The sequence below is a fragment of the Saccharopolyspora spinosa NRRL 18395 genome (genome assembly GCF_000194155.1).
Taxonomy (GTDB): domain Bacteria; phylum Actinomycetota; class Actinomycetes; order Mycobacteriales; family Pseudonocardiaceae; genus Saccharopolyspora; species Saccharopolyspora spinosa.
In genome coordinates, this window is record NZ_GL877878.1 from 276,463 (window position 1) to 290,929 (window position 14,467).

12 protein-coding genes are annotated in these 14,467 nt (G+C 69.4%); 7 read left to right on the top strand and 5 right to left on the bottom strand.

What is annotated here, in order from left to right; translation table 11 throughout:
- Nucleotides 1-6: 6 nt before the first annotated feature.
- From SSPN_RS59090 to SSPN_RS0101430, 3 genes are all read right to left on the bottom strand, one after another.
- Nucleotides 7-219, bottom strand: coding sequence for an SDR family oxidoreductase (locus SSPN_RS59090; protein ID WP_010305578.1), 213 nt, complete (start codon nucleotides 217-219; stop codon nucleotides 7-9).
- Nucleotides 220-242: 23 nt separating this feature from the next.
- A complete protein-coding gene (locus SSPN_RS0101425) occupies nucleotides 243-1,382 on the bottom strand; it encodes a PQQ-dependent sugar dehydrogenase (protein ID WP_237710412.1) in 1,140 nt (379 codons plus the stop codon).
- 423 nt (nucleotides 1,383-1,805) lie between these two features.
- Nucleotides 1,806-2,762, bottom strand: coding sequence for an alpha/beta fold hydrolase (locus SSPN_RS0101430; RefSeq protein WP_010305587.1), 957 nt, complete (start codon nucleotides 2,760-2,762; stop codon nucleotides 1,806-1,808).
- 238 nt (nucleotides 2,763-3,000) lie between these two features.
- Between SSPN_RS0101430 and SSPN_RS0101435 the strand changes: the two genes are divergently transcribed.
- Nucleotides 3,001-3,660 (top strand): DoxX family protein, encoded by a 660-nt coding sequence (locus SSPN_RS0101435; RefSeq protein ID WP_237710413.1) that lies wholly within the window; start codon nucleotides 3,001-3,003, stop codon nucleotides 3,658-3,660.
- Nucleotides 3,661-3,939: 279 nt separating this feature from the next.
- On the opposite strand, the gene ilvD is transcribed toward SSPN_RS0101435, so the two are convergent.
- Together ilvD and SSPN_RS41985 are read right to left on the bottom strand one after the other, a co-directional pair.
- Nucleotides 3,940-5,784, bottom strand: coding sequence for a dihydroxy-acid dehydratase (gene ilvD / locus SSPN_RS0101440; RefSeq protein ID WP_010305594.1), 1,845 nt, complete (start codon nucleotides 5,782-5,784; stop codon nucleotides 3,940-3,942).
- A 363-nt stretch (nucleotides 5,785-6,147) separates the two neighbouring features.
- Nucleotides 6,148-6,693, bottom strand: a complete 546-nt coding sequence (locus SSPN_RS41985) for a PH domain-containing protein (RefSeq protein ID WP_010305598.1) — start codon at nucleotides 6,691-6,693, stop codon at nucleotides 6,148-6,150.
- A gap of 402 nt (nucleotides 6,694-7,095) precedes the next feature.
- Between SSPN_RS41985 and SSPN_RS0101450 the strand changes: the two genes are divergently transcribed.
- From SSPN_RS0101450 to SSPN_RS0101475, 6 genes are all read left to right on the top strand, one after another.
- Nucleotides 7,096-8,928 carry an acetolactate synthase large subunit gene (locus tag SSPN_RS0101450; RefSeq protein WP_083821564.1) on the top strand — a complete coding sequence of 611 codons (1,833 nt, stop codon included), beginning with the start codon at nucleotides 7,096-7,098 and terminating at the stop codon, nucleotides 8,926-8,928.
- A gap of 8 nt (nucleotides 8,929-8,936) precedes the next feature.
- Nucleotides 8,937-9,443, top strand: a complete 507-nt coding sequence (gene ilvN / locus SSPN_RS0101455; protein WP_010305608.1) for an acetolactate synthase small subunit — start codon at nucleotides 8,937-8,939, stop codon at nucleotides 9,441-9,443.
- 146 nt (nucleotides 9,444-9,589) lie between these two features.
- Complete coding sequence (ilvC, locus tag SSPN_RS0101460; RefSeq protein WP_010305613.1) at nucleotides 9,590-10,585, top strand: ketol-acid reductoisomerase; 996 nt, start codon at nucleotides 9,590-9,592, stop codon at nucleotides 10,583-10,585.
- 180 nt (nucleotides 10,586-10,765) lie between these two features.
- A complete protein-coding gene (locus SSPN_RS41990; protein WP_010305617.1) occupies nucleotides 10,766-11,011 on the top strand; it encodes a DUF397 domain-containing protein in 246 nt (81 codons plus the stop codon).
- 505 nt (nucleotides 11,012-11,516) lie between these two features.
- Nucleotides 11,517-13,112, top strand: coding sequence for a phosphoglycerate dehydrogenase (gene serA, locus SSPN_RS0101470; RefSeq protein ID WP_010305620.1), 1,596 nt, complete (start codon nucleotides 11,517-11,519; stop codon nucleotides 13,110-13,112).
- Between the two features lie 261 nt (nucleotides 13,113-13,373).
- The gene (locus SSPN_RS0101475; RefSeq protein ID WP_010305623.1) at nucleotides 13,374-14,417 is read left to right on the top strand and encodes a 3-isopropylmalate dehydrogenase; all 1,044 of its coding nucleotides are present in this window, start codon (nucleotides 13,374-13,376) and stop codon (nucleotides 14,415-14,417) included.
- The last annotated feature ends 50 nt before the right edge of the window (nucleotides 14,418-14,467 follow it).

Genomic DNA, 14,467 nt, shown 5'->3' on the forward strand with positions numbered 1-14,467 from the left:
GTGGGTTCACCGGGCCATGTAGCTCCCGTCGACGTATAGCTCGGAGCCGGTGGTGAAGGAGGCGTCGTCGCTGGCCAGGTCGGCGACGGCCGCGGCGACCTGGGCCGGGCGCCCGAGGCGGCCCAGCGGCGTCACCATCCGCATCGCCGCCTCCCGGTCGGTGCCGCGAACGCCGTCCAGGATGGGGGTGTCGATGAAGCCGGGATGCACCGAGTTCACCCGGATTCCGCAAGCGGAGCCGTTCAGTCTTTGCCCGCGGAGCCGCCCGACGGGGGCTCGATGCGTAGGACGCGGTCGTCGCTGGAGATCGGGCGACCGCCGTCCTTGTTCGCGGTGCCCAGCCAGATCAGGCCGTCCGGGCCGAGCGCCGCGGCGGAGAACCGGCCATAGGTGTTCTCCATGACCTTCGTCGGCTGACCGGTGAAGGTGCCGTCCGGCGCCGGGTGCAAGGTGTACAGCGCGGCGGCGTCGCGCAGCGAAACCACCACCGTCGCCGGGTCGGCGGCGCAACCTGCCACCCCCGGCCGCTCCGCCCAGGTCCACGCCGGCGAGCCCAGCGGCTTCCCGAGCTGCACCCGGTACAGGGCATCCTGGCCACCGCTGCGGTCGGTCACCCAGTACATGCCCAGCGCGGGCGTGCCGCACAGGCCGCCCGGTTCGGTCAACCCGCTGGCGATCACCGGCGACTTCGGGTCCGGATTGCCTACGGCTGGCTTGCCGGAACCGTCGATGCGCAGCAATTTGCCCGCCAGCGACTGCGGATTGGAGGCGCTGGCCGGGCTGCCCGCGTTGCCGGTGGCGATCAGCAGCGAGCCCTGGCCGTCGTCGAGCATCGCCCCGGCGTTGCCCGTCGAACCCTTCGGGATGCCGGTCAGCACCGGCTTGGGCCGGTCCCCGGCCGCGACCCGCACGACCTGGTTGTCGCTGCTGGTCGTGACGTAGGCGTAGAACAGCTCGTCCTCGTGGTAGGTGGGGGACAGCGCCAGCCCGGTGAGCCCGCCGCCGCCACTCGGATCGACCGGGATCTGCGCCAGCTCAACGGGTTTCGTGCCGCGCTGCACGCGCAGCACCCGCCCGGTGGCCCGCTCGCCGACCAGCGCGCCCTGACCGTCGGGCAGGACCGCTATCGCTCCGACCGGGTCCAGGCAGGTGGCCACCACGGCCGGATCGGGATCCTCGCAGCCTACCGGCGCGTTGGGCTGCTGCGGTGAGGTGCCTGGTCCCGGCGGCGTGGGCTCGCTCTCGAACGACGGCTGCGGACCGGCCTGCGGCTCCAGCGAGGGAGGGTCGCCCCACGGCCTGGTGTGCTCGTCGGGGAATTGCGCGCAGCCCGCCAGCAGCGTGCCGAGCACGGCGGCCATGCCCAGCAGGAGACGACGCATGCGAAACGAGACTGCCACGACGCCCGAGCCTATCGGCCGAGGGGTAAACCCCGGGTGAGGACGTGCGCGAACCGCCTCCTCGTGTCGGCCCCGCAATTTCAATGAGCATTTTCCAACCCCTTCTTGCGTTGCGGTACGAGCGGCGGAACCTCAGCGGTTTTCCCGGCTGTGGGATCCCCGACTTGTTTATGGACCAATACGCGGCGTCCGGGCCGTCCTCACGAGACGAACCGCTGAGAACCCGCGGCGGTGCCGGCGGCTAATGCCACTTGCGGTCGCCCCGGACCGTGGGACTTCCAGCCTCGCGGCTGCGGATCGGCCAGGACGAAAGAGGCTCAATTGGAAATCGGGTCTTGGATTTCCACTGAATTGCGAGTGCGGGTCAACATGGCAGCGGTGTTCCGGGATGCGGAACACCTTTCTTCAGCTGATCGGGTTCTCGGCTCGGCGGCGGGGGCCTGGTTCCGGGAGCGGCAGCCGGATGCGGCGCACCGGGGGCGGCGGTGGGTCGATGCCGAGGCGGGCGCACTCCACCGCTTCGACCCGGCGCAGCAGCAGGGCCAGCTCCTCGCGCACCACGTCGGGGGCTTCGAATGGGATGAAGTGCGACGTCGCCAGCATCCGCACCCGTGTTTGCGGCAGCGCCGCGACCGCCTTGGCGGTGCTGGAGAAGTCCGACAGCGGATCGTGCCGTCCGATGAGGACGGTCAGCGGGCAGCTCAGCCCGGCCACCTGGGTCCGGGCGGAGGCGCTCCAGGCGAGGCTCAACGCCAAGTGCCACTGCCAGTCCTCGTGCAGCAGTTGCCGCACCACGGCCGCGGCGACCGACCGATCCGTGTCGGGGTGCAGCAGGCCGCTGTACCGGACGAGCTGCGCTGAGAAGTCAGTGACCGGCAGCCGCGACGTGATCGACCAAAGCAGGCCGCCGACGAGCCGCAGCGAGGCGGAACCGCCGACCGCGAGCAGCCGCCGGGCGAGTTCCGGCACGCCGAAGGCGGCTAGCAGCGCGTCCGCGCCCGCCGTCGGCGGCCCGGCGAGCAGCATCAGCCCGCGGACCCGGTCCGGGAACCGCCGGGCGAGCTCGACCGCCACCACCGTGCCGGCGGACCAGCCGACGACAGTGCAGTCCTTCACCTCGGCGTCGTCGAGCACCGCCAACGCGTCGTCGATGTGATCACCCAGCGTGTTCTCGGGGTTGCGGTTCGGGGTCCAGCCCATCGTCCGAGCCGACGAATCCACCGGCAGCAACTCGGGTGCCCCACCGACCTCAGGACACACCAGGACCGCCTGCGAAGCCGCGATCCCCGGCGGGGAAACCCAGCCTCGAGACGGCATGCCACCTGCGGAAACGTCGAATTCCCGGAACAACTGATCGGCCATCGGACCATTTTCCCCCAGCCGGTGTTACGCAGTATCGAACAAGTCACGTGTCGAGAAGCTTTTGCCGGAAAGGCTCGCACGTTGGGGTGACCATGCCCTAGCCTCGTCCGGCGTGAGGATTCACGACGATCGCCCCGGCGGTGCGGGCGGCTACCCCGACGATCGCAACTACGGCGCGCACGCCCAGCAGCCAGGGGCAAGCGCGCAGGGTGCGTCGAGTGTGAAGGGTGCAGCGAGTGTGAAGAGTGCGCAGAGCACGCAGAGTCTCGATGCCCAGAAATACGCCAAATACGACGACGATGACGGCTACAGCGATGCCGAGGCCACGTCCGTGGTCGATCGGCGCGCTGCTGCTCCATCCGACTACTACGACGAGATCGGCGACCCGCGCAAGCCCTTCGGCTGGAACGCGGGCACCGACCTCGGCCTGCTGATCCTGCGGTTGGCGCTGGGCGGGATCTTCCTCGCGCACGGCGCGCAGAAGCTCTTCGGCGTTCTCGACGGCCCGGAGCCCGACGGGTTCGCCATCGCGCTGAGCAAGATGGGCTTCGAGCAAAGCGCCGCGCTGGCCCTGGTGACCGGCGGCACCGAGCTCGGAGCCGGTGCGCTGCTGGTGCTCGGCCTGTTCACCCCGCTTGCCGCCGCCGGGATCGTCGGCGTGATGACCAACGCGATCTTCCTCAAGCTCGGCGCCGGGTTCTTCGCCGCCGCCGGTGGTTTCGAGCTGGAGGCGGCGCTCGGCGTGCTGGGACTCGGGTTGATGTTCACCGGCCCCGGCCGGGTCGCCCTGGACTACGGGCGGGTGTGGTTCCGCCGCCCGTTGCCCTTCGGCTTCATCAGCCTGATCATCGCTGTCGCCGCATCGGCGGCTGTCCTGGTCCTGTTCCACCGCCCCTGACCAGAACACGCGAAACGGGCCCGCACCTCTTGGTGCCGGGCCCGTTTTCACGTTCAGCCGAAGCGCGGAAGGGCAGCCTTGCCGACAAATCGGCAAGGCTGCCCGTCACACGTTTGCCGTGGCCACTTGCGTCCGCTGCGCCACCGCCGCGAGGCTCGGAGTCGTATCTGCAGAGCTTTCGCAAGCGCCGGCGCTTAGCCCACCTGTGCAACTCGCACCGCCGCGGGTTCTGCGGTTCCGCTACGGGCACCGCTACGCAGGACCCCTCCGGAGACAGGTCTACTTGTTGACGTCGCGGACTGCTCCGTAGGAGGCGGAGGTGGCGAGGCGGGCGTAGGCGCGCAGCGCCGCCGTGACCTTGCGGTCTCGGCCGACCGGCTGCCACGGGTGCTCGCTGGCCTCCAGCTTGGCGCGGCGTTCGGCCAGCACCTCGTCGGACACCAGCAGTTCCAGCTTCCGCTCGCGGACATCGATGAGGATCTGGTCACCGTCGTTGACGAGCCCGATAGTGCCGCCGTTGGCCGCCTCCGGTGAGATATGCCCGATGGACAGGCCGGAGGAACCGCCGGAGAAGCGGCCGTCGGTGATCAGCGCGCACTTCTTGCCCAGCCCCGAACCCTTGAGGAACGCGGTCGGGTGCAGCATCTCCTGCATGCCCGGGCCGCCCGCGGGGCCCTCGTAGCGGACCACCAGCACCTCGCCCGGCTGGATCTCCTTGTTCAGGATCACCGACACGGCCTGCTCCTGGCTCTCCACGACCCGAGCCGGGCCCTGGAAGTACCACAGCTCTTCCTCGACACCGGCGGTCTTGACCACCGCGCCCTCGTCGGCGAGGTTGCCCTTGAGCACGGCCAGCCCGCCGTCCGCGGTGTAGGCGTGCGCGACGTCGCGGATGCAGCCCCCCTCGGCGTCGGTGTCCAAGGAGGACCAGCGGTTGTCCGTGGAGAACGCCTGCGTGGTGCGAACCCCGCCCGGCGCCGCGTGGAACAGCTCGATGGCCTCCTCCGACGGCGATTCGCCGCGGATGTCCCAGCTGGACAGCCATTCGGTCAGGCTCGCGCTGTGCACCGAGGAAACGTCGCGGTGCAGCAGGCTGGCCCGGTCGAGCTCGCCGAGGATCGCGCTGATGCCGCCGGCCCGGTGCACGTCCTCCATGTGGTAGTCGGAGTTCGGGCTGACCTTCGACAGGCACGGCACCCGGCGGCTGATCTCCGCGATGTCGTCCAGGGTGAAGTCGATCTCGCCTTCGAGCGCGGCGGCCAGCGTGTGCAGCACCGTGTTCGTGGAGCCGCCCATCGCCATGTCCAGCGCCATCGCGTTCTCGAACGCCTTCTTGTTGGCGACCGAGCGGGGCAGCACCGACTCGTCGTCCTCGCCGTAGTAGCGCTTGGCGATGCGCACCACGGTTCGGCCGGCCTCCTCGAACAGGGCGCGGCGCGCGACGTGGGTGGCCAATGTGGACCCGTTGCCGGGCAGCGCCAGGCCGAGTGCCTCGGTGAGGCAGTTCATCGAGTTGGCGGTGAACATGCCCGAGCAGGAACCGCAAGTCGGGCAGGCCGAGCGCTCGACCTCGGAGAGCCCGGCGTCGTCCACCGCGGGGTTCGCGGACGCCGAGATGGTGGTGATCAGGTCGGTCGGCGCGTGCGCGACCCCGTCCACCACGACCGCCTTGCCGGCCTCCATCGGGCCACCGGAGACGAACACCGTCGGGATGTTCAGCCGCATCGCGGCGTTGAGCATGCCAGGGGTGATCTTGTCGCAGTTGGAGATGCACACCAGCGCGTCGGCCTGGTGCGCGTTGACCATGTACTCCACCGAGTCGGCGATCAGCTCCCGCGAGGGCAGCGAATAGAGCATCCCGCCGTGGCCCATCGCGATGCCGTCGTCCACCGCGATGGTGTGGAACTCCCGCGGCACGCCCCCGGCCTCGCGGATCGTCGCGGCGACCACGTCGCCGAGGTCGCGCAGGTGCACGTGGCCAGGCACGAACTGGGTGTAGGAGTTGGCGATCGCCACAATGGGCTTGCCGAAGTCGTCGTCGGTCATGCCGGTGGCACGCCACAGCGAGCGGGCGCCGGCGGCATTGCGTCCGTGCGTCGTGGTGCGAGAGCGCAGCTGGGGCATATAGACCTTCTTACGGATTTTCGGGACTGGTTTGCTTAGCGGTGCAAGTAGCGGAACCTCAGAAGCCTTCTCGATTCCGGGATCCCCGACTTGTGTATGCCACATAAGTGGCGTCGGGGTTGTCCTCGCGAGATAGCTCCGGGTGCGGCTGTCCCCGCAAGACACCGTTGAGAACCCGCTGCAAGTTGCTCAGGGGGCTAAGCGACTTCGCCGTTTGCGGCGGCTTTCGGCCTTGCGAGTTGAGCGTCGCGGCTTGCGGTCTACCGTCGGAAGTGGCGTCGCCACCTGCCTGACGACAACGCGTTGAGCTCATTCGCCCGGGCAGCGCCTTTTGGGCGCGGAGGGTTTGCGGTGCGGTCGACATTACTCCTGCGTGGTCGGGTCGGGCAGCCGCCCACCGCTGATCGCCGCGACCCGGGGCAGGTCGCGCACCCGCACCGCCGGGAGTTGGATCTCCTTGCCGGAGTGCAGCACGGCCTTGAGCCAACGCCGCTGGTCCAGCCGTAGCGACACCACGTCGTCCCAGCTGAACTTGGTGCGGCCGAACGCGGTGCGCACCACGACCTGCTGGGTGTCGACCGTGGTCCGGGTCCGCAGGATCCACACCAGCAGCCCGAGCGGGATCAGGTAGAGCAGCAGCGCCCAGGTGCCCGCGGTGGTGGCGAGCGGGGTGGCGCAGATGGTGATCGCCAGCACGGCCAGCAGCGCTACCGGGGTGATCCGGAACGTCAGGGACTTCGGGGACTCGGGCTTTGCCGGGGCCCCGGCCGCGTCGCTCTTCTCCGCCTTCTCCGCCTGCTTGGCGTCGGCCTGCTCGGCGCGTTCCGCGGCGGAGGGCTTGTTGCCGGAGGGCTCCGTGGCGGGCTGCTCGGCGTCGGGCTGCTCGGGCTCCTGCGGGGTCTCACTCACGTCCCGATGGTCTCACCTGCGAAATCCGGGCTTCGTGGGCGGTCGCGGGCGGCGCGGCCGGACACGTCCCGTTCACGGCCGCGGGCGCGGCGGACGTCACATCGACCGGCGTCCGAGACCCGTCATGGCCTTGTTGACCAGGGATTACTCCCGATCCGGGCGGCTCGGCTCGGCATCCCAGGTGTCCACTATCCGGGAAGATTGTCCCGCATGGTTTGACGTGGGGGGCCGCTTTGATTAACGTCCTAGCCATGCTGCGACTGCACAACATTCTCGTACTTCCCCGGCGCGTCGACGCCTAGGAAGTTCGCAGCATCGACGCGCCAACCCTCGTCAGGCCTATTTGAGGTCTGCGGGGGTTTTTTCGTGTCCGGTCCAACTCCCGACCCCGAGGCAGACCCGATGACCAGCGCCAATACACGGCAGAATCCGGTCCCGGCGCCCCCGCCAGGACGCCGTCCCAAGCCCGCGCCGCCAAGCGGTGCCCCAGTGAAGATGACCGGTGCGCAGGCACTAGTTCGTTCACTGGAGTCCGTTGGCTGCGAGATCGTCTTCGGGATTCCGGGCGGCACGATCCTGCCTTCCTACGACCCGCTCCTCGACTCCAAAAAGGTCCGGCACGTGCTGGTCCGCCACGAGCAGGGTGCCGGGCACGCGGCAACCGGCTACGCGCAGGCCACCGGCAAGGTCGGGGTGTGCATGGCGACCTCCGGCCCGGGCGCGACCAACCTGGTCACCGCGCTCGTCGACGCGCACATGGACTCGGTCCCGGTCGTCGCGATCACCGGTCAGCAAAGCACCGGCTTGATCGGCACCGACGCCTTCCAGGAAGCCGACATCTGCGGCATCACGCTGCCGATCACCAAGCACAACTTCCTGGTCACCGACCCCGATGAACTGCCGCGGACCATCGCCGAGGCGTTCTACATCGCCTCCAGCGGTCGGCCCGGCCCGGTGCTGGTGGACATCCCCAAGGACGTCCAGCAGGCGACCGTGTCGTTCTCCTGGCCGCCGGAGATGAAGCTGCCCGGCTACCGGCCGACCAGCAAGCCGCACGGCAAGCAGGTCCGGGAGGCCGCCAAGCTGATCGCCGAGGCGCAGCGGCCGGTGTTCTACGTCGGCGGCGGGGTCATCAAGGCCGAGGCGCACGCCGAGCTGCGGGAGTTGGCCGAGCGCACCCGCATCCCGGTGGTCACCACGCTGATGGCGCGGGGCGCGTTCCCCGACTCGCACCCCCAGCACCTGGGCATGCCCGGCATGCACGGCAAGGTGGCCGCGGTCGCCGCGATGCAGCGCGCCGACCTGCTGATCGCGCTGGGCGCCCGCTTCGACGACCGGGTCACCGGCCAGCTCTCGTCGTTCGCACCCGACGCCAAGGTCGTGCACGCCGACATCGACCCCGCGGAGATCTCCAAGAACCGCTACGCGGACGTGCCGATCGTCGGCGACTGCAAGGAAGTGCTCAGCGAGCTGATCGGCGCGGTCACCACCGCCACCGGCGAGCGCGGTACCGCCGACCTGGCGCCCTGGTGGGAGCTGCTCGACGACCTGCGCAAGCGGTTCCCGCTGGGCTACGAGTGGCCGAGCGACGGCAGCCTGTCGCCGGAGTACGTCATCGAGCGAATCGGCAAGCTGGTCGGCCCGGACGCCATCTACGCCGCCGGCGTGGGCCAGCACCAGATGTGGGCCGCGCAGTTCGTCGGCTACGAGCACCCGCGCACCTGGCTGAACTCCGGGGGGCTCGGCACGATGGGCTACGCGGTGCCCGCCGCGATGGGTGCCAAGGCCGGGATGCCGGGCACGGCGGTGTGGGCAATCGACGGCGACGGCTGCTTCCAGATGACCAACCAGGAGCTCGCTACCTGCGCCATCGAGGGCATCCCCATCAAGGTTGCCGTCATCAACAACGGCAACCTCGGTATGGTCCGTCAGTGGCAGAACCTGTTTTACTCCGAGCGCTACTCACACAGTGACCTCGGCACCCACAAGCACCGCATCCCGGATTTCAAACTGCTGGCCGAGGCCTACGGCTGCGCGGGCCTGCGATGCGAGTCCAAAGAGGACGTCGACAGCGTCATCCAGCGGGCGATGGAGATCAACGACCGACCCGTCGTGATCGACTTCGTGGTGGGCGAGGACGCCCAGGTGTGGCCGATGGTGGCCGCCGGTACCGGAAACGACGAGATCATGGCGGCGCGCGGTATTCGCCCGCTGTTCGACGAGGACGAGGGGTGAGCGCGCCAATGACCCGACACACGCTGAGCGTGCTGGTGGAGAACGTCCCCGGGGTGCTCGCCCGGGTGGCCGGCCTGTTCTCCCGCCGCAGCTTCAACATCGAGTCGCTCGCGGTCGGCCCGACCGAGCACCCGGACATCTCCAGGATGACGATCGTGGTCGCCGTCTCGGACCAGCCTCTGGAGCAGGTCACCAAGCAGCTCAACAAGCTGGTGAACGTGATCAAGATCGTGGAGCTGGAGACCGACGCCGCGGTGCAGCGGGAGCTGCTGCTGGTCAAGGTCCGCGCCGACGCGTCGGTGCGCAGCCAGGTGCTGGAGACGGTGCAGCTGTTCCGCGCGAAAGTGGTTGACGTCTCCCCGGAGGCGCTGACCGTCGAGGCCACCGGTACCGCCGATAAGCTCGACGCATTGCTGCGAATGCTGGAACCCTACGGCGTGCGTGAGATGGTGCAGTCGGGAACGATCGCGATCGGGCGTGGCCCGCGCTCCATCACGGCCATTGCAGTGCGCTGATCCGGCGCCTCCGCCACAGTGCCGAAAACCGAAGAGTCTGTCGCCGAATTCGTCCGCGAAGCCGTCCCGGCGGGTACCCCCCGGACGAGGAACCATCGCCTCGGCGGCAGACACGAAGAAGTCCCGAAAGGAAACGCTGAATCATCATGGCAGTTGAAATCTTCTACGACGCGGACGCTGATCTGGGCATCGTGCAGGGGCGCAAGGTCGCGGTCATCGGCTACGGCAGCCAGGGCCACGCGCACGCGCTGAGCCTGCGGGACTCGGGCGTGGACGTGCGCGTCGGTCTCCCGGAGGGTTCCAAGTCGCGCGCCAAGGCGGCGGAAGAGGGCCTGCGGGTGCTCACCCCGGCCGAGGCCGCCGCGGAGGCCGACCTGATCATGATCCTGGCGCCCGACACCAAGCAGCGCGAGATCTACGCCAACGACATCGCGCCGAACCTCAAGCAGGGTGACGCGCTGTTCTTCGGCCACGGCTTCAACATCCGCTACGGCCTGATCCAGCCGCCGGCGGACGTGGACGTCGCAATGGTCGCGCCGAAGGGCCCGGGTCACCTGGTGCGCCGCCAGTTCGTCGACGGCAAGGGCGTGCCCTGCCTGATCGCGGTCGAGCAGGGCCCCTCCGGCAACGCGCAGGCGCTGGCGCTGTCCTATGCCGCCGCCATCGGTGGCGCGCGGGCCGGCGTCATCAAGACCACCTTCAAGGAGGAGACCGAGACCGACCTGTTCGGTGAGCAGGCGGTCCTGTGCGGTGGCGCGAGCGCACTGGTGCAGAACGGCTTCGAGGTGCTGGTCGAGGCCGGCTACCAGCCGGAGATCGCCTACTTCGAGGTGCTGCACGAGCTCAAGCTGATCGTCGACCTCATGTGGGAGGGCGGCATCGCCGGTCAGCGCTACTCCATCAGCGACACCGCCGAGTACGGCGACCTCACCCGCGGCCCACGGGTTATCGACGCCCACGTCAAGGAGTCGATGCGCAAGATCCTGGGCGAGATCCAGGACGGCACCTTCGCCACGGAGTGGGTGGCCGAGGACGAGGCTGGGCGCCCGAACTTCACCAAGCTGCAGGCGGAGGGCAACGCCCACCAGATCGAAGAGGTCGGCAAGAAGCTCCGCTCCCTGATGTCCTGGACCAACAGGTAAGAGGTCCAGATTTTCGGCGGCGTGCCAACCGCGCGTCCGGCCGATACGAAAGGCCCGGTGAAACCCACGAGGAATCACCGGGCCTCGGCTTTCCGACCGGGAGTCGGTAGGTTCCGCCCCCGTTTCCCAGTTGCCGAAAGGGGAAACCGGTCGCTGCGGGTGAGGGATAGGGTACGTGTCGTGAGTGCAGACAACGAGATCGTCGACAACAAGGCGCACATCCGCCACCAGTTGGACTTCGCCAACGCGGAGTGGATCGCCAGCACCGACGACCCGGACGAGCCCGGCGTCGAAATCGCCTTCGTGGACGGCTACATCGGCATGCGCAACGGCGCCGAACCGGAGGGCCCGGTCCTGGTCTTCACACCGGAGGAGTGGGATGCCTTCGTCGCGGGCGCCAAAGACGGCGAATTCGACGAACCGTGATTCGTCCGAGTTCCGGGGTTCTTTTGCGTGGCGTCGCGGGACCTCAGGCGCCTTCTCGGCTCCGGGATCCCCGACACACGTATGGACCAATACGTCGCGCCGGGGCTGTCCTCGCGAGAGGACGTCTGAGAACGCGCGGCGGTGCAAGTTGTGGGGGTGGGCTGGGCGGCTCCGCTGCTTGCGGTAGCTCCCGCAGACGCGGGGTGGGATGTCGCGGCGGCGGTCACCAGCAGGTCGTCACGGGTACGGGTGGTTGCCGTGCGTGCCGGTCACTGGCGGCACAGTCGCCGCTCGCGTGACAACGTGTCCCAGCGGACTCGCGGTGTCGTTCCCGCGGCCCGGCTGATCTGCGACAATGCCGAAGAATCGGGCTTAACGGGCCGGGCTTTGCGGCGGCGGTGATCCGGGCAACACCCTTGTGAATGCTTTCTCAATCTCCCGTTAAACTCCGATCCGTCCGGGCACATCCCCGTGCCGACCGTGATCTTCCAACTGGAGTTCGCCCGTGACCAACGCGAGCCGTCCTGTCGTCCTGATCGCCGAGAAGCTGGCACCGTCCGTGATCGACGCCCTCGGGGACGAGGTCGAGATCCGCAACGTGGACGGCACCGACCGGCCGGCGCTGCTCGACGCCGTCGCCGACGCCGATGCGCTGCTGGTCCGTTCCGCCACCAAGGTCGACGCCGAGGTCCTGGCGGCGGCGAAAAAGCTCAAGGTCGTTGCCCGCGCCGGGGTCGGCCTGGACAACGTCGAGGTACCCGCCGCCACGGAGCGCGGCGTGATGGTCGTCAACGCCCCCACCTCCAACATCGTCTCGGCTGCCGAGCACGCGATGGCGCTGCTACTCGCAGTGGCGCGCAACGTTGCGCAGGCCGACGCGAGCCTCAAGGGCGGCGAGTGGAAGCGCAGCTCCTACACCGGCGTCGAGCTCAACAGCAAGACCGTCGGCGTGGTCGGCCTGGGCAAGATCGGCCAGCTGTTCGCGCAGCGCGTGGCCGCCTTCGGCACCAAGCTGATCGCCTACGACCCCTACGTGTCGCCGGGCCGCGCCGCGCAGTTGGGCATCGAGCTGGTCACCCTCGACGAGCTGCTGGCTCGTGCCGACGCGATCTCCATCCACCTGCCCAAGACCGCCGAGACCCTCGGCCTCATCGGCGCCGAGGAGCTGAAGAAGGCCAAGCCCGGTCTGCTGGTCGTCAACGCCGCCCGCGGCGGCCTGATCGACGAGGACGCGCTGGTCGACGCGCTGCGCAACGGCCAGATCGGCGGCGCAGGCATCGACGTGTTCAAGACCGAGCCGACCACCGACAGCCCGCTGTTCCAGCTGTCCAACGTCGTCGTCACCCCGCACCTGGGCGCGTCCACCGCGGAGGCCCAGGACCGCGCGGGCACCGATGTGGCCCGCTCGGTGCGGCTGGCGCTGCGTGGCGACTTCGTGCCGGACGCGGTCAACGTGCAGGGTGGCGCGGTCGGCGAGGAAGTCCGCCCGTACCTGTCGCTGACCCAGAAGCTGGGCCAGGTGCTGGCCGCGCTGGTGGGCAGCACGCCGAGCTCGGTGACCGTGGAGGCCCGCGGCGAGCTGGCCGACGAGGACGTCTCGGTGCTGCAGCTCGCGGCGCTGCGCGGCGTGTTCGCCGGTGCGGTGGAGAACCAGGTGACCTTCGTCAACGCGCCGCAGCTGGCCGAGGACCTGGGCGTGCAGGTGGAGGTCAAGACCTCTTCGGAGAGCCCGAACCACCGCAGCGTGGTGTCGGTGCGCGCGGGGCTGCCGGACGGTCGCACCGCCGTGGTCTCCGGTGCGTTGTCGGGGCCGAACCTGGTGGAGAAGCTGGTCGAGGTCAACGGCAGGCACTTCGACCTGCGTGCCGAGGGCAACGTGCTGCTGCTGGAGTACCCGGACCGGCCGGGCGTGATGGGCAAGGTCGGCACGCTGCTCGGCGAGGTCGGCGTGAACATCGAGGCGGCTATGGTCAGCCAGACCACGGAGCGCTCCGAGGCGATCATGCTGCTGCGCGTGGACCGTCCGGTCGAGCCGGGCGTGCTGGAGCCGATCGGCGCCGCCGTCGGGGCCCGCGTCGTGCGCACCGTCAGCTTCGAGTGAGCGCGCCCGGTCTGGTCCCGCTGCGTAGGTGGGACCGCGACCGGTAATTCGGACGAGTGAGGCGGGGCCGTTCCGCATCTTGGGACGGCCCCTGCGTCGCACCTGTGACCGATGGACCTATCCCCCGTATGGGTGTCCCACTCCCCGGGACAGTTCATCCACTTGGTGGGCCCGGCGTGCCGTTGCCCACAGCCCTGCCGGTAGCCTTCGGCTCAACAGTTCGAGCCCCGCGGGTCGGGGTGGTTCTCGGGAGGTGTGTAGATGCGGCTCGCTGTGATCCCCGGCGACGGGATCGGGCCGGAGGTTATTGCCGAGGCACTCAAGGTGCTCGGCGAGGTCGTGCCGGATACCGAGATCACTCGATACGACCTGGGAGCCGCGCGCTGGCACGCGACCGGGGAGCTGCTGCCCGAGTCCGTCCTGGGTGAACTCCGGCAGCACGACGCGATCCTGCTCGGCGCGGTGGGCGACCCGTCCGTGCCCAGCGGGATCCTGGAGCGCGGCCTGCTGCTGCGGCTGCGCTTCGAGCTCGACCATCACGTGAACCTGCGGCCGGCCCGGCTCTACCCGGGCGTGAAGAGTCCGGTGGCCGACCCCGGCGAGATCGACATGGTCGTGGTGCGCGAGGGCACCGAGGGGCCGTACGTCGGCAACGGCGGCCTGCTGCGCAAGGACACCACGCACGAGATCGCGACCGAGGTCAGCATCAACACCGCGTTCGGTGTGGAGCGGGTGGTGCGCGACGCGTTCGCCCGTGCCGCCTCCCGGCCGCGCAAGCACCTGACGCTGGTGCACAAGACCAACGTGCTCACTCACGCCGGATCGTTGTGGTCGCGCGTGGTCGAAGAAGTCTCGCTGCAGTACCCGGACGTCACCGTGGCCTACCAGCACGTGGATGCCACGACCATCCACCTGGTCACCGACCCGGGCCGGTTCGACGTGATCGTCACCGACAACCTGTTCGGCGACATCATCACCGACCTGGCGGGTGCGGTCACCGGCGGCATCGGGCTGGCGGCGAGCGGCAACATCGACGCCACCCGGCGCAACCCGAGCATGTTCGAGCCGGTGCACGGCAGCGCGCCGGACATCGCCGGGCAGGGCGTGGCGGACCCGACCGCGGCGGTGCTGTCGGTCGCGATGCTGCTCGATCACGTCGGCCTGACCGAGGCCGCCAAGCGGGTCGAGGCGTCGGTAGCGTTCGACCTCGCCACCCGCGACCACTCGGCCCCGGGTGCCACCTTCGCGGTCGGTGACCGTCTCGCGGCGCTGGTCTCCTCCCGCGAGGTCGCTCCGCAGGCCTGATCGGAGTTCGAAGTCGATGAGGGCGTCCCGGTCGGGGCGCCCTTTTCGCC